The organism is Halalkalibacter flavus (genome assembly GCF_036663575.1).
GTDB classification, from domain to species: domain Bacteria; phylum Bacillota; class Bacilli; order Bacillales; family Bacillaceae_D; genus Halalkalibacter; species Halalkalibacter flavus.
In genome coordinates this window covers 22,146-45,398 of sequence record NZ_JAWRVK010000021.1, presented here as the reverse complement: position 1 = coordinate 45,398, position 23,253 = coordinate 22,146, and the positions used below count along the sequence as shown (strand labels likewise).

The 23,253-nt window shown below is 35.0% G+C and carries 21 protein-coding genes; 4 read left to right on the top strand and 17 right to left on the bottom strand.

What is annotated here, in order from left to right; all coding sequences use genetic code 11:
• Positions 1-127: 127 nt before the first annotated feature.
• From SAY88_RS14690 to SAY88_RS14665, 6 genes are all read right to left on the bottom strand, one after another.
• Positions 128-2,938 carry an AbiH family protein gene (locus tag SAY88_RS14690; protein WP_332632558.1) on the bottom strand — a complete coding sequence of 937 codons (2,811 nt, stop codon included), beginning with the start codon at positions 2,936-2,938 and terminating at the stop codon, positions 128-130.
• Between the two features lie 391 nt (positions 2,939-3,329).
• Complete coding sequence (locus tag SAY88_RS14685; protein WP_332632557.1) at positions 3,330-6,500, bottom strand: type I restriction endonuclease subunit R; 3,171 nt, start codon at positions 6,498-6,500, stop codon at positions 3,330-3,332.
• 21 nt (positions 6,501-6,521) lie between these two features.
• Complete coding sequence (locus SAY88_RS14680) at positions 6,522-7,721, bottom strand: restriction endonuclease subunit S (protein WP_332632556.1); 1,200 nt, start codon at positions 7,719-7,721, stop codon at positions 6,522-6,524.
• Positions 7,711-9,303, bottom strand: coding sequence for a type I restriction-modification system subunit M (locus SAY88_RS14675; protein WP_332632555.1), 1,593 nt, complete (start codon positions 9,301-9,303; stop codon positions 7,711-7,713). The genes SAY88_RS14680 and SAY88_RS14675 overlap by 11 nt, the downstream gene beginning before the upstream one ends.
• 511 nt (positions 9,304-9,814) lie before the next feature.
• Positions 9,815-10,723, bottom strand: coding sequence for an HNH endonuclease (locus tag SAY88_RS14670; RefSeq protein ID WP_332632554.1), 909 nt, complete (start codon positions 10,721-10,723; stop codon positions 9,815-9,817).
• A 53-nt stretch (positions 10,724-10,776) separates the two neighbouring features.
• Positions 10,777-11,646 carry a GIY-YIG nuclease family protein gene (locus SAY88_RS14665; protein WP_332632553.1) on the bottom strand — a complete coding sequence of 290 codons (870 nt, stop codon included), beginning with the start codon at positions 11,644-11,646 and terminating at the stop codon, positions 10,777-10,779.
• 230 nt (positions 11,647-11,876) lie between these two features.
• Between SAY88_RS14665 and SAY88_RS14660 the strand changes: the two genes are divergently transcribed.
• Positions 11,877-12,446 carry a recombinase family protein gene (locus SAY88_RS14660; protein WP_332632598.1) on the top strand — a complete coding sequence of 190 codons (570 nt, stop codon included), beginning with the start codon at positions 11,877-11,879 and terminating at the stop codon, positions 12,444-12,446.
• A gap of 182 nt (positions 12,447-12,628) precedes the next feature.
• On the opposite strand, the gene SAY88_RS14655 is transcribed toward SAY88_RS14660, so the two are convergent.
• The 5 genes from SAY88_RS14655 to SAY88_RS14635 all read right to left on the bottom strand — a co-directional run bounded on the left by SAY88_RS14655 (position 12,629) and on the right by SAY88_RS14635 (position 15,062).
• The gene (locus SAY88_RS14655) at positions 12,629-12,865 is read right to left on the bottom strand and encodes a hypothetical protein (RefSeq protein WP_332632552.1); all 237 of its coding nucleotides are present in this window, start codon (positions 12,863-12,865) and stop codon (positions 12,629-12,631) included.
• Positions 12,866-13,075: 210 nt separating this feature from the next.
• The gene (locus SAY88_RS14650; protein WP_332632551.1) at positions 13,076-13,681 is read right to left on the bottom strand and encodes a hypothetical protein; all 606 of its coding nucleotides are present in this window, start codon (positions 13,679-13,681) and stop codon (positions 13,076-13,078) included.
• Between the two features lie 116 nt (positions 13,682-13,797).
• Complete coding sequence (locus SAY88_RS14645) at positions 13,798-13,941, bottom strand: hypothetical protein (protein ID WP_332632550.1); 144 nt, start codon at positions 13,939-13,941, stop codon at positions 13,798-13,800.
• Between the two features lie 27 nt (positions 13,942-13,968).
• Positions 13,969-14,208 (bottom strand): hypothetical protein, encoded by a 240-nt coding sequence (locus SAY88_RS14640; RefSeq protein WP_332632549.1) that lies wholly within the window; start codon positions 14,206-14,208, stop codon positions 13,969-13,971.
• 41 nt (positions 14,209-14,249) lie between these two features.
• Positions 14,250-15,062, bottom strand: a complete 813-nt coding sequence (locus tag SAY88_RS14635) for an HNH endonuclease (protein WP_332632548.1) — start codon at positions 15,060-15,062, stop codon at positions 14,250-14,252.
• A gap of 108 nt (positions 15,063-15,170) precedes the next feature.
• Between SAY88_RS14635 and SAY88_RS14630 the strand changes: the two genes are divergently transcribed.
• From SAY88_RS14630 to SAY88_RS14620, 3 genes are all read left to right on the top strand, one after another.
• Positions 15,171-15,509, top strand: a complete 339-nt coding sequence (locus tag SAY88_RS14630) for a YolD-like family protein (RefSeq protein ID WP_332632547.1) — start codon at positions 15,171-15,173, stop codon at positions 15,507-15,509.
• A gap of 908 nt (positions 15,510-16,417) precedes the next feature.
• Positions 16,418-17,794 (top strand): AAA family ATPase, encoded by a 1,377-nt coding sequence (locus SAY88_RS14625; protein ID WP_332632546.1) that lies wholly within the window; start codon positions 16,418-16,420, stop codon positions 17,792-17,794.
• Entirely contained in the window at positions 17,794-18,471 is a 678-nt protein-coding gene (locus SAY88_RS14620; RefSeq protein ID WP_332632545.1) for an HNH endonuclease, read from the top strand. Before SAY88_RS14625 ends, SAY88_RS14620 begins: the two co-directional genes overlap by 1 nt.
• A gap of 201 nt (positions 18,472-18,672) precedes the next feature.
• Here the strand turns inward: SAY88_RS14620 and SAY88_RS14615 are convergent, their stop codons facing one another.
• The 6 genes from SAY88_RS14615 to SAY88_RS14590 form a co-directional block, all read right to left on the bottom strand.
• The gene (locus tag SAY88_RS14615; RefSeq protein WP_332632544.1) at positions 18,673-19,200 is read right to left on the bottom strand and encodes a hypothetical protein; all 528 of its coding nucleotides are present in this window, start codon (positions 19,198-19,200) and stop codon (positions 18,673-18,675) included.
• 382 nt (positions 19,201-19,582) lie between these two features.
• A complete protein-coding gene (locus SAY88_RS14610; protein WP_332632543.1) occupies positions 19,583-19,888 on the bottom strand; it encodes a hypothetical protein in 306 nt (101 codons plus the stop codon).
• Positions 19,889-20,118: 230 nt separating this feature from the next.
• The gene (locus SAY88_RS14605) at positions 20,119-20,652 is read right to left on the bottom strand and encodes a hypothetical protein (RefSeq protein WP_332632542.1); all 534 of its coding nucleotides are present in this window, start codon (positions 20,650-20,652) and stop codon (positions 20,119-20,121) included.
• A gap of 31 nt (positions 20,653-20,683) precedes the next feature.
• Entirely contained in the window at positions 20,684-20,920 is a 237-nt protein-coding gene (locus SAY88_RS14600; protein ID WP_332632541.1) for a hypothetical protein, read from the bottom strand.
• An 88-nt stretch (positions 20,921-21,008) separates the two neighbouring features.
• On the bottom strand, positions 21,009-21,449 hold the full coding sequence (locus SAY88_RS14595) for a hypothetical protein (RefSeq protein ID WP_332632540.1): 441 nt from the start codon (positions 21,447-21,449) through the stop codon (positions 21,009-21,011).
• 179 nt (positions 21,450-21,628) lie between these two features.
• Positions 21,629-22,756, bottom strand: a complete 1,128-nt coding sequence (locus SAY88_RS14590) for a hypothetical protein (RefSeq protein WP_488803298.1) — start codon at positions 22,754-22,756, stop codon at positions 21,629-21,631.
• Positions 22,757-23,253 lie beyond the last annotated feature (497 nt).

Genomic DNA, 23,253 nt, shown 5'->3' with positions numbered 1-23,253 from the left:
AGTTTCTATTTTCCATAAGTTGCTTTATCATATTTAACTTCTTTCGGTTCCATTTGAATCTAGGATTTGCTTCTAAAGTCAATGAAAAGGATTATCTACAATTTCTTGAGAATATTTTTCACACTCTTTATTGTTTCACTAAACCCTCTTGATCAATGTCTATTGGATTTGCATTATCAATCAGATTTTTATTTTGTGTATCATCTAGTAATTCAGATAGATGATTTAAAGAAGTTTCAGGAACACATTTCATTTCATCATTTAACCACACTACTTTTTCATCCAACTCTTTCTGCCAGAAATGTTTTATTGCTTGGGAGTACTTAAACGGATTGATTTCCGGATGTCTGGCTTTATATTTCTCATAATCCTTGCTATCAATAATCCTACCAATATTCGGTATTTCATTAACACTTTCAACATACTGAATAGCCGATAGGTTGAGTTCATCTATCGAAACAAACCATTCTTCGGAAAAATCCTTAATGATTTTGTCACGAGCTTTTGCAAAATACTGATGTTTTAGATCTCGCACATCTGCTATAGAATTTATTATCTCTCTGTCAATTTCATTAAAGATATCACAATAAATTCCGCTTACATTTTCAGGTTTATTCTGTTGCTGTAAGGCATTCAAAAATTCATCACGTGTAATTTTACTGCCCATTTTGTAAGCATACAATAGACTATCAATTTTTGAGTAAGTAGAATCATTACTATTGGTGACTGATTTTCTCCCCGAATCATATTCATTATTTTGATTTAAATCATTTACATCTTTTTGTTCTATATCGATCTGTTTGCTAGTTTGAGTTATTTTCTGTAATTTAGCACTCGTGTCTTCTAAAATTTCTTCAATAGTTGATTGGTCTGTTAAATTTGATATTTCTTGGAACAAGTCTTTTAATCTTAATAAGATATTATTATCTATTAATCCCTCATTATAGGGCTCTCTATTCTCCAAGTAATATTCATTAATAGATTTTATATCCTTATCGACAATAAATTTAGTATCTTTTGAAAAGACATCTAAAATAACATCAACAATAACATTATTACATGAAGTCATTGCATCTGGGTTTTTTAAATGAAAAAGTCTAAGTTTAGGAAAACCTACTGACCCTTCATTATTTTTCATAATTGATGAAAGCCTTATAGATTCTTCAGAATATCCTATTACAACTATTTCCTCGATTTTATTACCTACTGTTATGTTAGGAACAAATCCAGAGGTATGGTCAATTTGTAACATTTCTAAATCCTTTAGGTGGATCTCTTCTTGATAAACATTTCTAGTTGTTAATGCGATATTAAGCTCTATTAAATTTTTCGATTTTTCTAAAACACCTTTGTCAATTACAAGGTCTGTATTCCCTATTATTGTTAAGTTTTCTATATTATTCGGTGCATCTGATCTAATGTAGAATATATTTTTAGATTTTGACAGAGCAGAACTAAAAAAGCAGTCAATTATTTCTAATCTTCTCAATGACTCACATACAGATATGTCTGTATAGGAATCATCTATATCGTTCAGTAATGTACAATTTTCCATTCTAATATAAACCAGGTTACTACCATTATCTAATACTTGATTAAAGAAATTGGTATTAACTTCCGTGTTAGAAAAAATAACCTTACTAACCCATTTTAGTAATTTTAAAAACTCTTCCGAATTACTAAGTTTATTGAAGTCAGCTGACTCTATAGTTTCTTCTATATAAATCCGAGAGATTCTAAAAGTATTTTGATTGAATTGCAAATTTCTTACTATATGAAGCACTTTTTCTACATTACTTGGGCTTATTCTCAATTCATTAATATTTTGAAAAGAAAAATGATCGATAGTTAATGATAAATCAGATAAGATGTCTTCTCTTGGAAATTTATTTGGCAAAAAGGAACCTATAGTCTGATATTCTTTATAGCTAGAAACAATTAATTTATCATGCAGCAATATTTCTAAGAAAGGAACTAGAACAATTCTCTCAGCAACCGAAGAACCGAACTCCCTTAAAATCTCTTCCATTTTAAGTATATAATCATCTCCGTAATAAAATATGTAGACCTTGTTTGCTTTTTTTATTATTCTTGATAGGAATGGGAAGTCACTACCTTTAAGAGAGTGTCCTATAATATATAAGCTATAATTCGTTTCTGTATTGTCCAAATCAATAATAGACATTATTTTTTTTCTTGTTGAATTTAGTAATTCATTTTCTTTAATTCTGAACAATTTATCATTTATTAAAGACTGAGAATAATGAATCTTATTAATATCCTCACTGTCAGTAAATCCACCTCCGAATAAAATATTTTCTTCTTCTAAACTTCCATGTATATGAAAAACTCTGTCTTTCGCTTTTTTCACTTTTAAACTGGATCCTGGCATACTGTTATCATAAAGTACACTTTCACATAAATCTTCAACTGTGTTAGTATAATTAAAATTAATAAAGAATGTATTTTCATCTTCAATCATTTTAATAAAGAAAGGATTTATTGGTTCTGTAAATCTTTTAAACCCAGAACTTCCAATTTCAATTGTCTTGTGTTGAACCCACTTTGGGTATTCATATGAAAGATATTCCTGAAAATCTTCTTCTAATTTCTTAATAGAATCATTTATAGACGATATATCAAAAATATCTTGTGGTTCTTCATTTTTATGAGATCGATTATTGATTTTTCTTACAGTTTCTTCGTATAAACTTTCAAAATCAGACCAGTTTAAATGAAACCCCTCATATTTCCTTAAAAAAAGTCGATTATAGTTGTATAATTCGTTATCTTCTGAGAATCGATTCCTATACTTAATATATTCAATAAAATTCTGATATGAACTCTTGAGACCAAGACTCATATCAAAACCGTTCCCTACAATAACTATGTTCTTTGAATTATTATTATCTAACTTTTCTTGACCTTCTTTGTTCATATAACATTCTCCCGTTCATCGTCCAATGGTCTATTAACTTCATCCAAAACTACACATGTTAGCTTGACCTTACGGTTATAGATTTTAAAAAGTAACTTGCTATAATAAATTAAATTGTGCATGTACACAGATAGTGGTAACGAGACTTAACTATTTTGATTAAAGTCAACAATATGTATTATTAGATTAAAAATTATCTATTTAATTGGTACTTATTTCTATTGTACTACAGGTGTTTATGATAGTCATACTATTACAAATCATTTGATAAAATCATGAAATACAAAGGTTTAATTTTTACTTGTTCTCTCTTATTTTAAATAAACAAAAGAAGCGAGAGAACTGAACTGCCCCTTGCTTCTTTTGTTTAATTTTATACTACAAAACGACTTTATCTTAATTCTTCACTCAAAGGTACAATAACGTCATCCAATGTCTTTCTCCACTGACGTTTCATTTCTGGTCCATATTTTAACGGCTTTGCATCTGGATGTACGGCTTTATACATATCAAATTTCTTGCTGTTAAGAATACCTCCAATATTCGGAATCGGATCTGTTCCTATGACATACTGAATCGCGGATAAATGCAGCTCTCCACCATCGACGAGCCACGTATTCGCAAATTCTTCAATCGCTTGATCACGCGACTTTGTGAAGAAGTGACGTTTCACAACAAAGATATCTTCCTCAGAATCGATATCTCCATTGTCAATTCCATTTAGAATCGCACGGTATACGTCTTTCACACTTTCTGATTTCTTTAGCTTTTTAAGTGCTTTCTCGATCTCATCACGGATCCCTTGGTTGTTGGCAGAGTAGGTTTCTAAAAGTCTATTAATATAGGTTGAGTCGATATCATAGACCTGAATCGCATTCCCACCGTAGAATTCAATGTCTGAGAAGTCTGGCTCCGGTTCATCATCGTTTCCATCACCGCCTCCTATATCAACGAGCGACCCCTTCACCGTATTGTACACGCCAACATAAGCCTCTAAGGTCTTCACCTGCTCTTGAAGTGCTTTGGATGTCTCCATATCATCGTTGTAGTCATCATAGGTCACCAAGGCCTCGTAGGCATTATTCAACTCTTGGAATGCTTTAACAAATTCAACCCGAGATTCAAGCGGAGAATGCTCATCGATATCTGTTGGGTTGGGTACGACGGTATGGAGTACTTTGTGAGCCTTTTTGAAACGCTTCTTCGATTCCGTATATGTTGGATAGATGAGCTCGGTTTCTTCTTGTGCTTGTGAATATAACTTCGTCGCATCCTTTACGTTTTGTTCCATTGACCAAGGCTTGCGGAATGTGACAATTAATCCCTTATTCTTATCTGGATACGTTCGATTCGTCCTAGAAAAAGCTTGGATCAAATTAGCATAACTTAAGTTTCGATCGACAAATAACGTCTGAATCGTCGGTGCATCAAATCCAGTAAGTAGGCGATCGACAACAATGACGAGATCAATCTGCTTCCCAAATTCTTTGAACTCTGCTTTCTTACGAGCTAGACGATTGTTAATATCGCCATTATATCGCTCAAGATCTTCTATCGACCATGCTGTGTCGTAATACTCATTATAGCTCTTGATGATGTCTTTCATTTCATCTTGATTTCGTTTCGAGTCTTCTTCATTTTCTTCTAATGAATACGTGATGGCGATCCGTGGGAAGTCTGGATCTTCAATCGTACGCCCCGTCCGAATGGGATGTTCGGCAAATTCTGTTGTTAACCAATCTGGATCTTTCGTCATTTCCTTGATAGCGTGATAGTAGCGTTTCGCCATTGCAATGGAACTCGTTGTTAAAATGGCAGACTTTTGTGGACGACCATTTTTGAAATCAAATTTGATATACGAATTATCTGGCTTGAATATCTTGCGAAGGACTTTTTGGATATGATCATCACTCTCAAAAATAGCTGGATCGAGATAGGCCTCCTTCTCCATCCCTTCCATTTGATCGATCATACTGTTCTTTTCATCATCACTTAAATGAGCGTATTTTTCTTTTTGACGTAGCTCGGCAAAAATATAGTTATTCAATGATGTAGGTTCAATCGTATCTTCATGCTCTACTTGAAATCCTAAAACAGCTCTGTCTTCTAACGCATTCTTAATGGTGTACGTGTGCAAGACTTCGCCATATTGATCACGAGTAGTACGAGCTAATCGTCCTTTTGCTTGCTTCTTATTTTCATCAAAGATTGGCGTACCGGTAAAGCCAAACCAAGTCGAATTCGGGAAGAATCCCTTAATCGCTTGCATCCCTTCTGCACTTAACGCCCGGTGGCACTCGTCCACGATAAAGACAATATGTTGTCCTACTAGTTTCTTAAAGCGCTGCGTACCTTTTTGTTCTTCTTGTCTCTCTGCATAGCGTAAGGCAGCATCTAACTTCTGACGAGTGGTGATAATCACTGTATTCGAATTGGCATCGGAGAGGAGCGTTTGACTTAACTCCTTCGCACTTCCTGTTCCGACAATCAAACTATTTGACTTGGCGCCACCAGACGACATTCCAGTGTTAAATTCAGATGCAAATTTGGTGAATTCAGTGGTTGTTTGGTTGTCCAAGTCTTTTCGGTCAATGAGCATGATTGTCCGGTCTACCCCTGGCTTGCGGGCTAATAACTTCGTTGAAACAAAACTTGTTAACGTCTTCCCTGAACCAGTGGCATGCCAGACATAACCGGATTCGTGTTTCATCGCAGCTGTGAACAAGGCTTGAATCGCATGGATTTGGTACGGGTGTAATACCATTAAGGCTTTGTTGTCGTGATCTTCACTCACGATCGTATAATCAGCTATCAGACGGTGTGCATCTGGTATATTTAACACTTGTTTCACAAACTCATAGAGATTTTCTACTTTTTGATTGTCTTTCGTACGCCAGCTAAAGACGAATTTCTTGTGCATGTCTTTCGGCATCGCATTGGCAAAGTAGCGAGTGGTCTGTTCGTTGGAAATGACGAATAACTGCAGCGTAGAGAAGATATTCGTTCGAAACATTCCTTCTTCTGCGTATTTCTTGATTTGATTAAAGGCTTGCCATACACCATCCTTGCTTGTCACCTGTTTCAATTCAATCTGAACAATTGGTAAGCCATTGATTAAGAGCGTCACGTCAAACCGACGATCACGCTCATCCACATTTGTCTTTTTCTTCGCAATCTGGTGAACCACTTCGTACGTCGAGATCCCACCACCAATGTCTTGATTCGAATACAACACAAGCGACATCGACCCTAGAGACACATCTTCACGTTCGATCGTAATCCGAGAGATTCCATTCTCCCCCTTGAGCCATTTCGCGGCAGCAAAGGGGGTCTGTGTTTTGAGGAGTAATTCTGTTTTGATCGTGTCAAATTCTTTATCCGTCAGTGGATGATCGCCAATTTCTGATAAGTTATTTTGCGTAATCTTTTGACGCAAGTTCTCCCATAGATCTTCTTCTGACTTTAAATCGGGGCGATAATTCCACTGATTCTGTCCTTCCCCAAGCACTTCAATCAAGCGACGTTCCACTTCAGCTTCATCGTTATGCAGTATCTTTGTCATGATTCTCCCTCCTCTCCTTACTTAGACGAACATCTTTTGTAGGAATGCTTTTCTTGTTTCTTGCAGGGCTTCTAGTTCACGTTGATAAAGTGCGATCGTGCCGTCTAGTTGCTTAAAAAAGTTGCCGATTTGGATTTGTTCTTCGATGGATGGTAACAAAACTTTTTTGTCTTCCATCCCTTTTTTGGTAATATGAACCATTGTTGAACCATTTTTATCACTTAATATTTTTGCTTTATCATACTCTAATAGCTGAATCGTAAATTGTTTATCAAGATTATCTGATAAGTCTATTTTCCAAATATGGTAATGATAAATAACCTTATCTCCATACCAGATATGTGGGCCAAACGTGGCAGACCATGTGTAAAGTAAGTCTCCTTTTTCTGCATAATACTTTTCACCGAGCTCTAAATCAGTATAATACCAAGAATCATTTGTATAAAAATTACCAACTCGTAACACTTTATATTTCCCAGAATTTAATAACTCATGTTGTTTATATGCTCTACCGTTTATAAATGTAGCAACTTCCCCCAACTTACGCTGCTCCCACTCCCTACTAAACCCCGGAAACCGTAATTCTGGCACAGACTCCCCTTCTTTTGGAAACATTTTTTGCAAGAATCCCTGTTTTGTTTGTTTGAGGGTGGTTAGTTCTTGCTGATGAAGAGCGATCGTGTCGTCTAGTTGTTTGAAGAAGTTGCCGATTTGGATTTGTTCCTCAATCGAAGGAGTAGGAATAGGCATTTCACGAAATAACGAATCTTTGATAGCAAACCTGTCTGACCTTGCACCAGAATCTCCAATCAATTTCATGAATCTGTGCCAACTATTTCCAGAGAAGTATTTATCTAAATATGACTTATCAACGTTATGTGTGCGGAAAACATAATAAAGAGGCGACATTACGCCAGTTCTCCCTAACTTATTACGCTTAATTGGACCTACTGGGGCGAAATTAGAAATCCTCGGATTGTAAACAAAATCATCTGGACGAACGACATAATAACCATCTAAATTTTTTTCGTTTGATATATCCTTATCAAAAAATTCACGTTGAGTTATGATTCCAAACTCTGCCGAATTCGTAAAAGTTTCAGAATAGATATTATTTTTATTTTTCTCAGTTACCTTTTCTGATATTTCCCCCAACTTCCGCTCTTCCCACTCCCCACTAAATCCGCCAAATCGAACCTCAGGTATATTCTTATTTCCCACGATTAAACACCTCTAATGCACCCTTCATCCATTCGGCATTCTCTTCGTCATATTGTAGCGACGAAACCATCTCATAAAGACGAGATTCTAGTTCTGCTTTTTCTTTCCGAATGTCACTGATCATTGAGCCAACCTGTGCCATATCAACAGGCTCCTCTTCCTCAAACGTATCCACGTATCTCGGGATATTTAAATTGAAATCATTCTCCTTAATCTCCTCAAACGAAGCAACGTGGGCATACTTCTCAACATCTTCTCGCTTCTTATACGTTTCAACAATCTTATCAATATTTTCTGATGAAAGTTTATTTTGGTTCTTTCCTTTGATAAATTCCTTACTCGCATCAATAAATAACACATCACGAGTGCCACGGTTCTTCTTCAAGATGATGACGGTTGTTGGAATCGATGTGCCGAAGAATAAGTTTCCTGGCATGCCAATGACCGCGTCAACACTACCATCTTCTAATAACTTTTTACGGATCACACCTTCTGCAGCTCCACGGAACAGCACCCCATGTGGCAAAACAATGGCCATTGTTCCAGAATCTTTTAAATGGTAGAACCCGTGTAAAAGAAAGGCGAAGTCTGCTTTTGATTTCGGTGCTAACTTCCCGTATCGATTGAAGCGAGAATCATCTAAGAACGTCGCATCTGCCGACCATTTGGCAGAGTAAGGTGGATTCATAAGGACCGAATCAAAGGTATAAGGCTCGTCTGTCGGCCAATCTTTGTTCAATGTATCTCCATTACGTAATCGCATATCTTCTTTTTCTACACCATGCAAGATCAAGTTCATCTTCGCTAGATTAAAGGTCGTTGTATTCAGTTCTTGACCATGGTACTTTACACTATCTGGGTAGTTAAGGTAGTTTCGTATATTCAACATTAAAGAACCTGATCCCATTGTTGGGTCATATACACTAAATAATTTTTTATCTTCATTGCCAACCGCAGCAATCCGAGCCATCATCACTGATACTTGATGAGGTGTATAGAATTCTCCAGCCTTCTTTCCAGCTTCAGAGGCAAATTGAGAAATTAAGAACTCATACGCATCCCCAATCACATCGCCATCATATCCGATCACATTGACATCGTTTAGTTTCTTCAGTACATCTGTGATCGTAATGTTACGCTGTTGATCATCTGATCCCAGTTTTTTTGATTTCAAATCCACATCGTCAAACAACCCATTGAATTGTTCATACTTGGTAGACAAATCAATAAAAGCCTTATTCAAGTCATTCAACTGAAAAGTGTTTTCTTTCGCTTTCCCTGCTAATACATTGAACAAATACTCTGGTTCAATATCATAGCCTAATGTATCTACTAATGTTTCGATCAAGTCACCTTTGATCTCATCATCTGCTAAAAGATCCCGATACAATTGCGTTTGCTTTCCTTGTGTGTTGTATTCTTCTAACGATTCATCAGCGATTTCAACGACCTTTTCAACTAGCTTGTCGGATAAGTACTTGTAGAAGATCAAGCCTAATAAGTAGTTTTTGTATTCTGATGCATCCATCTTGCTTCGCAAGTTGTCTGCTGAACTAAATAATTTTGAATTTAAATTAGCCATGGTGCATTCCTCACTTTTTTCTATAATTGGTCTAATTTTTGCTTATCTGCTTAATAAGCTATACATAATCTCGTCCAGGAAATCTGGTTCAAATAAGCTTGTGTTTGAGCTTGTGTATTCTTCCATCTTACACGTTCTGAAATGAAGAATCGATGTTCATCACTATAATACCAACTTTATTCATCATCCTCTTCCTCTTAAATTCGTTTAGCAGTTTCGACAAACACGTCTTTAAACACTTTAAAAATAGTAACCAAATATGTAATTTTACTATCAGAAGCAATTGATATCCTCTTAGTATGTTCGTGATTCCCTAAGGTAGGATTCACAGTTGTTGTAGTGTGAGCTTAACCTTATGTAATCTCCTTTTCCTCTTTCCGAAATATGTAAAGTTAGTTCATCTTAACTATATCAAATTGCCTTCATGCAGTACTATGATTTTTCTTTTAATTATATGAAATTAGGAACCCCTTTCAGGTTCCCTTAAGTATGTTAAAGCTGCCTTAATGCTCTATTTGTTAAACACTTCTTTCAAGTGCCATTCTAAAAATGATTGCTTAGGTGGAGAAAGTTTCGGATACTTTAATTTCTTTTGGCTATAAGGCTTTAATAATCCATATAAAACTTTATCTTTACTTAGTTTTGGCGCTAATTTTATTCTATAATCACTAGAAATACCAATATAGCCTTTATCAAACGCTTTATCTAAAAGAACCGAGAGACAAATACCATTCTGAGGATCAAGCCTATGCTCCTTGCTTTCAGACCATGGAACGATATGCGAAGCTACTAAAAATTCTTTCGTAGTGAGCCCGGTAATCGCGCACTTATAGCCATAATTAAGTTTAACCTTATCAGCGAATACTTTGTGACCAATACGAGTTTTCTGTTCTGAAATATGATCATCAACGAAGTAGTTTTTCTTTTGTTGTTGGTGTATCAATTGTATTTCATCGCCAAAATGGCGTGAATCAACAATTTCTGTTTCGAAAGCCAAGTTTAACATCCCTTTGAAATCATCTTTTACTATCTGATTCATCCCGTATTCATTAAAAAAGTGTTCCCAAGTTGAACCTCTTTGTTTAAAATGCCAAATGTAATCTTCAAGCTCCCCCGGTAACAGCTTTTTTTCAAATGGTAATGGTTTCCCAATAAATGCTCTTAATCTGTCCTCACCTATTTGTTCTATCGTATCTATTTTGCCTGCACCAAAAAAATAAAATTTACCTCTTTCCGACGCCCTTTGTGGACGTCTGTAAAGAAATAAGTCTCCTACTTTTATCTTATTGAATCTACTCGGTGACCAATCATACGAAATAAACTCTATATCTCCATGTTCACCTGGATCCCCTTTTGTATCAAGTATCAAATAACCTGTGTCAGAATCTTTCAGCTCTTTGTCATAATATTTAATATGCAAACCTACTCACCTTTCTTAGGTATATAATTGTTTGTTCTACTATTATTTTATAGTCATTCAGTACCTTTTCTTTTAATTTGATCAAGGGTATTGCCATCCGTATTTTTCCATTCAACCCACCCATTTGCATTTCTACCCAGAACTATTCCTGCAGCTTGACTAGGTGAATTAAACGGATGATCTTTTATAAACACGTACGCTTCACTTTCCTCTTTTACAACTTCGTCATTTATAAGAGTTTCTCTATTTGTTATTAAGTAGTTATGAATGCTATTTGATGTACTTTTAGACATTTGCGACCCTTTATATACGACAAATCCCTCTTCACTATATTCGCCCATTGCTTCAAGCCCTTTCCCTTTACAATAGAAAATCCTTTCTTTTTGTAACTTCGGATCATCTGAGGCTTTCGAACTCCTTATTTCGTCAAAAAGTCGGTACCCGAGGGTTGATAATAATATATTCAACGTTTCAAAAATATCATGTAAATCAGCCTGTCTCCATTCGGGTACGAAAGAGCTTGCCGGAACGGACTGATTCAATTTATATCGATTTACGCTTTGTACTTTTTCAAATGATAAACGTTCTAAAAACTTTACATCTGTTTTTGTAAACTGATTCTGGTTATTATTAGTTACAAACACAACTGCTGAATCCCAAAACTCTTTTTCACGGTTATGTTGTTTAAGCCGTTCATAACAATTTTCAGCCTCGCCTATATAAACGCTTGGCATTGCATCATTCTCACCTTGACCAAAAAGAAAATAAATCCCGACATTTGTAACCTCTATTCGTTTTCCAGCATCATCTAATTGGTTCCTAGGAATGTATACAGCTTGAACCGTCCTGTTCGTGATTTCAGCAATTTTGATTCCTCTTGGAGAACCAAATGGTAAAAAAATCTGTATCGTTCTTCCATGCATTCACAATTCATTCCCTTCTTTTCTCATAAGCCTCATACAAGTAATATTAACATGTAAGGATTTGGAAGTGCACTAAATCGCTGATTATCTAAAAGTTATAAGTTTTGGACATAAGGAAAAGCAACTTGATTTCAGCAAAAAAAACCTCTTTGCACCATCTAGAAGTTAGTCTAATATTAACTGTGCAGAAGTCATGTAACTTTTAGACAACAAGAGAAAGGACTAACAAAATTGCTATTGTCGGGTATGCAAGGGTGTCAACTAAAGACCAGGAATTGGAGTTACAACTGGACAAGCTCAAAGAATACGGCTGCGAGAAAATCTTCATGGAAAAACAAAGTGGTGCAAAAAGTGATCGTGAGGAACTAGCTAGAGCTTTGGACTACTTGAGAGATGGAGACAAGCTCGTAGTGTACAAGCTGGATCGGTTAGCTAGAAGTACTTTTGATTTACATAAGATTGCAAAAGGACTAGAAGAACGAGGGATAGGTTTAGTCTTCTTGAAAGAGCAGATAGATTTTACCACACCACCCGGCAAGCTCATGTTTACCATGCTTGGAGCAATAGCTGAATTTGAACGTGATCTAATTGCCGAGAGAACAGCTGAAGGGCGCGAAAGAGCCAAGGCACAAGGTAAACATATGGGACGGGTTGGAAAGGCTGAAAAGGACGTTACAAAGGCTTTGAAGTTATATGCCGAAAGAGTGTCGAACGGGTTGAGTGTTAATGACATTGTTAAAATGATCGGTGTTCCAAGTTCGACCATATATGCCAAAGTGAAAGAACAAAGACAAATCTAATAAGCATAAAAAACACTAAAAACAGGACCAGACTCGGTCCTGTCTTGTTTCGCTTAATAAGCTCTGGCACCCGTTAGGACGGCGCCAACAGCTTCTATTTTTTCTGGTTTACTTAACTAAAATAACCCCCCCTTAGATCTAAAAATACGTGTAATTATTAGGAATGCTATCCCTTCTGTTTGTTAATCTTCCATAGATAGATTTTTCTCCCGAAACTCAATGTATCGTTTTAGAGTTAGGATATAATGACCTCTTGATTTTTCAAATTCTTTTTCAATGGCAGCTTCCATACTAGGGGTTACTTTAGATTCTCCTTTATAAATTCCTCTATCTACTATCCCGTTAAAACGGGTTACATAATCACGAGCAGATTTTTCGCCGAGTTTATATTCCTGCATTAGGAAGTCTTTAAATTCCATCCTTCTCTGCCCAATCCTCTATTATAGGAGCTTTGTTATTAGAAATAAATTGCAATGTTTCCTCTACAGCCGCTATCTTTTCATCAAATACTAGTTCTGATAAGATGTTAAAAATATATAGAGAGTACAACATCAAAGTGGGTAAACATCGGTAAATCTGCTCCCACTGTGAGTTTTTTTCCTCTTCACCAGAAAAAACAAAATTTAAACTTAATGGTTCAGTCTTATAGTGCTTTTGCGTTGTAACCAAATGAACCGATTTATTCCATAAGCTTTCAAAACCATATAACGAGTCTTTAACAAAACGCAAATTAAATCTAACTCTAACATATCCGATTCAAAGCCCACATCTCCCAATTGTTTCTTTATTTTTTGCCGTAGTTCCCATTGAGTCAAATCAAATTTCTTTGAATCATTTTCATAAGCTTCAAAAAAAGAATCTGAGTCTACAATGATCCATTCCCATAAAAGCAAGATCTCTTTAAACGGTTTTCTTAGTAATGTATAAGTTACAGATAATTTACCTTTTTCGGATGTTTTTAAAGCCTCATATATAAAATGAAGGAATTCTGCAAGAGTTGCAATTGTTAACTGCCTTAAAGCAAGTGTCTTGTATTCTTCTACATAACCAAAATCTTTCATAGCCTCAATTGTATCTTCACTTTGATTAAACTCTTCCCATTCCTTCTCATCCTTAAAATTAATTTTAACATTATGTAGATCGTTTTTTTCTATCTCATCAACTGTTAGAACCAGATGATCATGAAGTATCAAACAATAATTATGAATTTCATGATATTTTTTAGGTAATTTCATTTTACTTATTCCTTCCTTACATTTGCACTTTTAAATTATTAAGTTTTCAAGTGCAAGTAATGGGACAAGCGGTTAACGTCCCCTATAAGACGCTTTTTAGATTATTGTTTTTTTAGCTACCTTTTTACTTTAGTAGCAATCTCTTTTACTAAATCTATGAAAATTTCATTGTTAAAGCTATATGTATTGGACCTATCCTCATAAATTGCTATCCTGACTGAATCAAAAGGATGATCTCTTCTTAAACGAATACCGGACACAGGTTCCCCCTCTGTTCTTTCCTTTAATCAAATTCGTTCACTTAATTCTTTCAGCTCAAAACTTCCTACTGGAAAGTCGATAGCTACATAAAACCTTTGATCTTCTTCAAAGGCTTGCCCCCATTTTTTACCCCTTTTAGTGTTAGCCCATATTACCCCATCTATCGCCTTAAACGTAAATCCAGTTTCGTTATTAGTCGTTACGCACCCATTGATTTTATTAACTATACTCTGTAATTCTGATCTTTTTTCTTTAATCCATTTCAATACATTCCCCTCCTTTCTTTCAGATTTAAATTGTTACCATATTAACGTTTGATAATTGCCTTCAAATCACCGACACTTAGCCAAGGTCTATAACGATGAATCATTTTGTGACAATTACTACATACTAAAGCAATGTCATCTATACTAGTTTCTCCTCCATCCTCTTCCAACTCAGAGACAGGTATATTGTGGTGACCTTCGATATAACCCTGGCCTCTTTCACCGTAAGTTTTATAAAAGTCAAAATCACAAGCTTCACACTTAAGAGTTCCGTTTTTATTCATATATCGATCTTTTGCAGCTTGAATGATCCTGGAATCACGTTCACGTGCAAAATGTTGTCTTAACACCCTTCGACCTTCTTTTGTAGTTTCAAAATAATATTCCTCTTTTTCAATTTCTGATGTGGTTACACTTACGTCTCTTCTCAACTCAAAATATTTATCGATTCCATTTTCATCCGTTGAAATTCCATTATAGAGAAACTCACCTTCAAATTTAAACGGAATACCTTTCTTATTTCTCGTAAAAACATAAATAGGATAGGCTCCTATACCGGATTCAATTATTGCTTTAATAGTAACGATATTTTCGTTATATTTCTTTAGACCTGTTACTTTGTCTGTTCTTCCTTCTAAGTAGTATTTTAGAAGGTTCATTTTATCATCTAACCACTCATTAGGGTAGTTTTCTCCACCTATTGTACATAAAATTACGACAGCCTTTATTCGGTCATTTACCTTAAGGGGATGAATCGCCTTTACCCTGTTTTGCCCAGATAAATGTGCTACTGTATCAGCAGTTATCATCGTTCCAATAGGCAACGTTTCAAAGCCTGTTAAACACTTGATCATTAACACTTTTCTTAATCAATTATACCCAGACGCACATTCTTATTACAAGTTGATAACAGAACAAACATTCGCACATAATGAGTTATAATCAAAAGATGGGGTGTTTTTATGAATAAGGCGACAAAAGGGTCTAATATGATGTGCGAAAGCTCACGTATGATGTTACCAGAGCATGTAGAAGCATTACGGCACCGGAAAGAAGAACAGAAAAAGCTACCAAAACACGAGTTAGATGAACAAGAATTGGAAGAGATCAGCATAGTGATTATGGATTCGTTGAAATATAAATTAGAAGTAAAGATTACCTACTGGAAAGAAGGATATTATCGAGAAATGATAGGTGTTGTAGATCTAGTCGATGTTCAAACCAAGAAGATAAAACCGAGGGTTGACGATGATATAGAGTACTTATTTATTGATTGTCTCAAACAAGTAGAGAGACTATAGGGTTATATATAAGTAGCACTTTTTAACAAGCATTAGAAATTGAAGGGTATTGGAAGCTTCTAAAGTGGATCACACGGGTAAAGTTTTGTGCGGATGAGGATAAGATAACGATTTTTTGTGGATTATCGTTACATTCTTACGTTCAGCTGCATTGCAGATCAGTTCGAGTTCAGAATACATTCGATCAGTTAGGATTCCCTTTTCGATATTCTTGAGTATTTCTTCATAGAATGCGACTAGCATATCAACAGGCAGTTTATCATAAAGCGACATTTCGCCACCCCTTTCGACATTGTTATAATTATAGAATAATTTAAATATTCGAAAGGTCAACTACTTTTGGAGAATATATAACATGGTATTGCAATTAAATAACTTTAACCCAATAAAGTCGATCTCGTCTGCGATAGGATCCACTTTTCTTTTACTTTTTCTTCAAGAATAGCACTATACAGGTAAATAAAAATCCCAGTTAATTAATGCGTATTTTCGTTGTACTACGCAGTAGGTTCATATTGCCTCGTTAGTTTAAGTACAATCCTTCACAATCCTGTTTTGTAACAAAAATAAAGGTGATTTTTTTTAGAACCACACCTTTTTGTATTTAAATAGCATTAAGATACTGCTATATAGTATATATTATCTAACTTTAGTTCACTCATCTTTATATAACAATCTTCTTCGTGGTCCCCAAAAAAATACGTATCTATATTGCTTATAAGAATTGAGATTGATAAAGATACCTCCACCTAATTAGGTAGTTAAATTTAACCAATTTTATGATAATATCTATCTACCAGTACGTTTTTATTAAGGACATCAGATTAGCATTTAATAAAAATAACATCAATTCTGTCCTTAATTTATTTACTTAAAACTTTTAAGAAAGGGAGGTAATATTACTCATTATGAAAATAAAAAGCATGTACCTCGAAAATTTCCGATGTTTTAATAATCTAAATGTTAATTTCTCTGAGCAACTTACTGTCATAACTGGTGAATGTAGTACAGGAAAAACATCTCTACTTGACGGAATAGCAGTTGGACTAGGTTCGCTTTTCTTGGGGTTTGATGGTGTAAATTCGCGAAATATTCGATCTGATGATGTGCGGATACAAAAAGTGTTAGGTAATCCGAACAGAATGTTAGATCAGCAGTACCCAGTAACTGTTTCTTGTACAGGGTCGTTTAATTCTGAAGAAGATGTCACTTGGAGTAGAACATTACTTGATAAAGATAGTCGAACTACACGCAAAGAAGCTTCCAATATTATTGAATATGCTAATCAATTACAAAGAAAAGTAGAAGAAAATGAGGCGACACTGCTTCCTTTAATTGCTTACTATGGATCCCGAAGAACTACCTCTTTTTCAACAAATGATGTACCTAATGTCAGATCTATTGGTTATGTTAATTGCTTATCCCCTATTTTAAATTCAAAGTTCTTTACTAACTGGTTATGGGATTTGAAAGTCATTACACAAAAAACTGGTGAAAAACCTAGTGAACTATTTAAACTTGAAGAAATATTAAAAACCTGCTTTCAAGGTGTATTTATGGAGGAAGTAGAAGAAGTTACTCAAGGTTTTGAAATTGATTATTGTGATGAAAATGACGAGGTTTTGGTAACGTTAGGAGATGGTAGGATATTACCCTTTAGAATGCTTAGTGAAGGTTATAAAAGAATTATTGGAATATTAGCGGATATAGCTTTCCGAATCTCTGTTTTAAATCCTCAACTCCAAGAAAAGTCTTTTAGTGAAGTAACAGGAGTAGTTTTAATTGATGAAATAGATTTGCATTTACACCCTAAATATCAACGTAAAATAATTGAATTCTTAAGGAGTACGTTTCCGAATATACAGTTTATTGTAACAACTAATTCACCATTTATAATACAGTCAATACAATCCGGTGAACTTCGTATTCTTAATGAGAAGTTAAACAAAAACAACAATAATATAATACAATACGGTGAAATAACCAATAATCGCTTTTTTGTTGCTGTACCGGACTATGTAGATAAAAGCATTGAAGATATTACTGAAAATATACTAGGGATAAATTTACCTCAATGGAGCGAGAGAAAGAATAAAATGTATTTAGCAGCAGAAAGTTACTTTAAATTACTAAAAGAAATGGAACATTCCTCACAAGAACAACTTAACGAGTATAAGCAGAAACTTGATGAATTAAGCAAGCCATACATAGATAATGTAGCTTATTATGCATTCCTTAATCAAAATAGATTACGTGTAGAAGGAAATAGGCGGGAGAAAGAATAATGAGACCAATTGAAAAAGGAAAGTCAAAAAAGACCTATAAAATATATCAAGATGCTAGAAATGACCTTTGTGAGGTAATAGGCTGGTATTGTTCCTATTGTGAAATGCATCTTAGAAATATGCCTGAAGTTGAACACGTAATACCAGTTGCTCATAACGGACCCCCACTGGATTGGGATAATTTTTTGATTTCCTGTAAGTATTGCAACGTAGTAAAAAAGGATAACAACACTGGAAGAATTAACTACTACTGGCCTGATACTGATAATACATTTAGAGGATTTTCGTATCAAAAGGGGATACCGATACAGGCTTCCACGTCTCTAAAAGTTAGTGAAAGCATAATTGCCGATAATACTATTAAACTATGTGGATTAAATAGAGAGCCAGGTTCAGAAACACCACCAACTGACAAAGATACTAGATGGGGATCTCGTTTGCAAGCGTGGGATGTTGCTTTGGCATCATTGAACAATTGGACTGCGGAACCAACACCTAATATGGCAAGCCAAATTGCTCTTTGTGCAATGGGGCATGGGCACTTCTCAATTTGGATGGAAATCTTTAAGGATTATAAAGTAGTAATAGAAGAATTAATTAAAGTGTTCCCAGGTACTGCTAAAAATTGCTTTGATCAAAATATGAATCCGGTTAAAAGGATAGGTGGAAATTTGTAATGTATCTCCTGTAAGATCTAGCCCCTAGATAACTAAAAGAACATAAGTGAATTTGGACCTTTATGGGGTCCTTATTTTATTTGTGAGATTTATTAACAGTAATTGCATAACAGTCAATAAAAATCTAAGCTTCCCGAAATGGCTTTCTTCATTACTTCTTTTAAGTTCTAAGTGGAAATACTTCTTTATTATCTCATAGTGCTAATTATTAAATTCAAATAATACTATCTCATTATATATGTCTTGATCTTGGTAGTTCTCATAGTAAACATTCTCTGCAACGGCACATATATTATTGCAAAAATCCACTACACTTATTCTTATTGAAATATCGGGGTCCTTGCTTTTGTCTCCGTCAAACCACGCCTTACTATATCTAGTAATACTATCTGTTAATACAAATTTAAGATTTTGAGAATTTTTTATACCTAGTTGTTTCCGTACAGCTTCTGTCGCATCAAGGGATCCCTCATGAAGTAATAAATTACGTAATGCATATACTATCTCCCCACTAATAGATAGTGATCCTAAATTGTCCAGTCCAACTTTAGGCTTGTCATATTTGTAGATGAATTCGTTATACCAACATCTGTACCTTCTACCAGAACCCTTCAAATTAGGGTATGTGATTTTTGCACATATATCTGGTAATGTTAGCGTTAATGCTAAAGCTGATATATAATTTTTGTTTTCTAAATTACTTTTTATTTCAGTAATAAGATGTTTCAAGACCAATCTCCTCCATGCTTAATTATTTACAATTAGAGGTGTTATCCTCTATGTCTATCCTACTCTCTCTAGATAATAGAGTTAATAATATCTATCTTAGATTGCCATTAAGGAAATACAAAAAGGACTTTTCACTTATGGTAAGATTCAATCTACTTATTACACTAAAATATTTTCCTCTTTTCCAACAAACAGTACCAATTAAATTATCATAATTAGTTGTAATTATATGAGCTCCTTCACTTTAATATCCTTATTATCGAAACAAAAAGCCGTTCCACTTGGGATACGTCTATTATACGTCAATTAACTTCATAATTTCCATCATATCAAAGCATGTTTGTCGCAACCACAGCTTTTCGATGTCCCCATTCGTAATGCTCTAGAAGTGATTTCTCGTTCGTTGCCACATCGACAAAGGCACATCCAATAGGTTACTTTGTTTACACGTTTTCTTGTGTTGAATAACTGTCCAATAATAAAAGGATCGACCCGTAAGGTCATTATAAATCACAGCACAACCGCAGCTGGTGGAAACGGCATCCCGTAAGGCCGAACCTTTGACTTCCCTTATCGTCCCACATTCACAAAGACACATCCAATAAGGATGATTTTTTCGGTTATCTACCCGTTTTAATACAGTCCACTTTCCAAACGTCTGTCCGGTTAAATCAATTAGTTTTCCCACCAACAAAGTCACCTCATGTTCTTTTTTTTTATTTTAATAGTCCAATTTGTCATTTGGTGAAGAATCGATATATAACTTGACAAGAAAAATTTAATCTTTGCCTATTACTAGAGTTTAGAGGCTTTTATAAGCAACACCGGAAAAATTTAACCGATGTTGCTTTTTTGTGTTTTGATATTTAATCGCTAATGCAAATCCAGAGGCATTAAAGGTTACTAGTTTGAATAATTTTAAAGATTAATAGGCTTAACTCGATGGTTCCATTCATTTAAAAAGACATTTTTTAACCAAATATCCTTTAATTCAATATCGGGAGCAATTTGATATAAATCTAAGAATTGCTTGATATTCTCAATTTTTTTAATAAACCTTTCATCATAACCGTACCAAGCCTGAATCATGTCCTTTGAATCAATCCCCGCGTATTCCCTACAAAACTTCTCAAATGCTAATAGAAAAGCATTGACCTCAGTAAATAGTTTCATTTCAGTTTTATACTCTTGTTCTTTAATATTGAATCCATTAAGGATTTTTATAATGGATATTAATTTGTCGTATTCTAAAAGTTGAATTATAAAGACTGTAACTATATCCCTAGAAGCCTCAATTCTTTCTGTGTAAGCGTGTTCTGAATTGGAGTACGTAGCCTTCGGGCATGACTTAACAAGTTTCTCACGCTGCCCCTCATCACCATTAACAAATGTCTTAATAACCATTTTAAATCGTTCATCAGCACTTAATCTCGGATACACCTTGTCGTTCATTTTTTCATAGCGTTTAAACTAGCTTTAACACTCACTTATTTACCCCTCCCTCTAGTTTTTGTACCACTTCCTTGAGTTGTTCCAATTCTTCCTGTAGTTCTCCCATCTCCATACTTTTCAGTGTTGTATTGGATAAAGCATTTATTGCCTTTGCTTTTTCATTTGTCATTTCTCCTGTTGTTAATAAGTGATTAATGACCCTAGATAACATTCTTCTAACGTCTTGAGGCTTATTTAACCTCACTTCATTTTTATAAAGTGGAGCCAACTTCGATCCCTCCCTAAAAAGGTTATAAAGTCAACTGTTCCAGCAGCTATTTTAGTACATTTTCTGGTGAACTTCGATACATCTAATTCTAATCAAAACGTACTGACTCATTACCACTGCTGTTACGTAATCTTCCTCTACTAATATACTCAAGGTACTGTTTAACTTTTGGAAGAACATCTTCAAATGCACATCCAGTGGCTATTGTTTTGTTACTAGGCGCGTTTTGTTTCAAGTAATGAGTTTCTCGCCACGCTTCCCATCTATTTTCCATGTGGTCAATGTAGATGCTACTATTCTTGTTTATTGAAACGGCGTATAGCTCACCTGGAATACAAATCACCAATCCGGTTTGCTTAGCTTTTTTGTCTCTTCTGAGAGTTGCCAATATTTGCGGTTTATAATCTATGATGTTGGCTCTGAGTGAATCTGGTAGTCGCTTCCCCTTTTTTACTCGAATATCATCGCCTTCAGCAATTAATACAAATCCTAACTGTTCAGTAGATTGAATAACATTTAATGCATTCATAAGAATGTTAGTCCTCACCGCCTTATACTGGTCTTTACTACACTCGTTTTACAATCCAATAGAATAGGTTGTTGTTTTTTCCCCGGAAGGTGTTTTATCTTGACTATACAAAGCTTGTACCTTCCGGGCCTAGTTCAACTCCATTTGTTCGATATATTATGTCTTTTAGAAGGGTTATATCATATAACTAAATCTTCACTATCAGTATTAGATTTAAAACTTTTTCTACCGTCATAATTGTCACAACTGTCATATCCATTGGGATTATTAGTTTCTCTCCATGTCAGTTGACTTTTTATAGTGTCACTTACGTCAGCTCTACCGTCATAATCAAAACTATTGACATTATCGACCTGCGTCAACTGTGTCAGTTGCGTCGGCTCCTTTTGTACTTTTTCTAAACGTATTAATCTACCTTTACTTGTCCTCGGTAGCTCTATAAATTCAATGCACTTAGTTCTCAAAGCTGGTGCAATCCTTCTTAGCCTTTGCTTTAACTTATTTGCTGTTGGCCAAGCTTTACTTTTTTTGATTTTCTCATCCTTTAAATATCGTTCTAGTTGTTCTAGTGTCTTTTGTGGTGTACTTTCCCATTCTGTTCTTTCTTCCATAAACAATTGAACAGTAACTGCTAATGGGTCTGATTCTAGACCTTGATCTACTGCTTTGGCTCGGTTACCCGTATATATTTTAGTTAATTCACCCTCTGGCCAACCAAGGGCCTTTTCAGCTGCGGTAACCCATAGCGCAAAGTCAGCCATCCTCGGTTTATTGATTAATTCTATATTGGGGAGTTCTGCCAACGCATGGCTTATTACACCGCACAAAAAACCTAAAACAGCTGCTTTACAATCCATGAATTCTTTCCAAAATGTACTTTCATCTTTTCTCTTGGCTTGATTAATAGAAGGAAGATTAATGACTATCGATCGATCAAGCAAATCTTGTCTATGTCCGATATCATCAATACCATTTAGAATAACTGGTCTCATAATTTGAAAAACGGCTTCTTCATCATCACTGTATAGCTTTCTAGTAGCCAATCCGCCACCTGTTGAAACTTTACATAGAGCATCACTTAACTGATTTGATAATCCACTTAAATTATCAAATGCTAAAACCCATGAATTGTTTGCAGCAATGGCAAGATCCCGTTCTTCATTAGGCAATCCCCTTAAAGGAAGACTAGACGGGTCTATTAAAGATCTCAACACCTTTGTTGTGGTACTCTTAGTAAAAGTGCCTGTCACTACCCGTATTTTGTCGATATTAGTTTCAACATACTTCAGCAGTGACAGGCACAACATTTAAATAGAAAATGCAAACAGAGGTCAGAACATTTACTTACACAATGATAACTCTAACTATCCCTTCCTTATCAACCGAACTTTTAATTCATTATAAGTATCATCTTCCAACGGGAAAAAACTTAATCCTTCATGCGGTCGGAAGTTTCGTTCAATCGCTTGAATCTCGCTTAAAGATAATCCATATTCACTTCTAAATGTCTCTTCAATTGGTAAGCATGAAAATGCTGGGACGGTTCTTGCGCTTCCTTCGTTTAGCGAAACTAAAAAAGCAAGAGTTCCGTCCCCTTGCTCCTTAGGAATTACAGATAAACAATTCAACTTAAAAGAGATAATATTTATGCAGTAAGTGAAGCCTAATTGAATGGAGTTTATCCAAATAAAAAATGGAACGGAGAAATCTACCTCCGTTCCATTTTTTATTATTAAACTAACGGTTCCGCTGAATAATTTTATAATTTAATCCCTTTGTTTAAAAAAAATTTTCTGTTTATAAA

What these genes read in the sequence shown, in the direction of transcription:
- SAY88_RS14590 (WP_488803298.1), bottom strand. Translation starts at nt 22,756, where the DNA reads ATGTTGTGCCTGTCACTGCTGAAGTATGTTGAAACTAATATCGACAAA.
- SAY88_RS14620 (WP_332632545.1), top strand. Translation starts at nt 17,794, where the DNA reads ATGAGACCAATTGAAAAAGGAAAGTCAAAAAAGACCTATAAAATATAT.
- SAY88_RS14605 (WP_332632542.1), bottom strand. Translation starts at nt 20,652, where the DNA reads ATGAACGACAAGGTGTATCCGAGATTAAGTGCTGATGAACGATTTAAA.
- SAY88_RS14650 (WP_332632551.1), bottom strand. Translation starts at nt 13,681, where the DNA reads ATGAAATTACCTAAAAAATATCATGAAATTCATAATTATTGTTTGATA.
- SAY88_RS14685 (WP_332632557.1), bottom strand. Translation starts at nt 6,500, where the DNA reads ATGACAAAGATACTGCATAACGATGAAGCTGAAGTGGAACGTCGCTTG.
- SAY88_RS14595 (WP_332632540.1), bottom strand. Translation starts at nt 21,449, where the DNA reads ATGAATGCATTAAATGTTATTCAATCTACTGAACAGTTAGGATTTGTA.
- SAY88_RS14675 (WP_332632555.1), bottom strand. Translation starts at nt 9,303, where the DNA reads ATGGCTAATTTAAATTCAAAATTATTTAGTTCAGCAGACAACTTGCGA.
- SAY88_RS14655 (WP_332632552.1), bottom strand. Translation starts at nt 12,865, where the DNA reads ATGGAATTTAAAGACTTCCTAATGCAGGAATATAAACTCGGCGAAAAA.
- SAY88_RS14630 (WP_332632547.1), top strand. Translation starts at nt 15,171, where the DNA reads ATGAATAAGGCGACAAAAGGGTCTAATATGATGTGCGAAAGCTCACGT.
- SAY88_RS14665 (WP_332632553.1), bottom strand. Translation starts at nt 11,646, where the DNA reads ATGCATGGAAGAACGATACAGATTTTTTTACCATTTGGTTCTCCAAGA.
- SAY88_RS14635 (WP_332632548.1), bottom strand. Translation starts at nt 15,062, where the DNA reads ATGATCAAGTGTTTAACAGGCTTTGAAACGTTGCCTATTGGAACGATG.
- SAY88_RS14625 (WP_332632546.1), top strand. Translation starts at nt 16,418, where the DNA reads ATGAAAATAAAAAGCATGTACCTCGAAAATTTCCGATGTTTTAATAAT.
- SAY88_RS14690 (WP_332632558.1), bottom strand. Translation starts at nt 2,938, where the DNA reads ATGAACAAAGAAGGTCAAGAAAAGTTAGATAATAATAATTCAAAGAAC.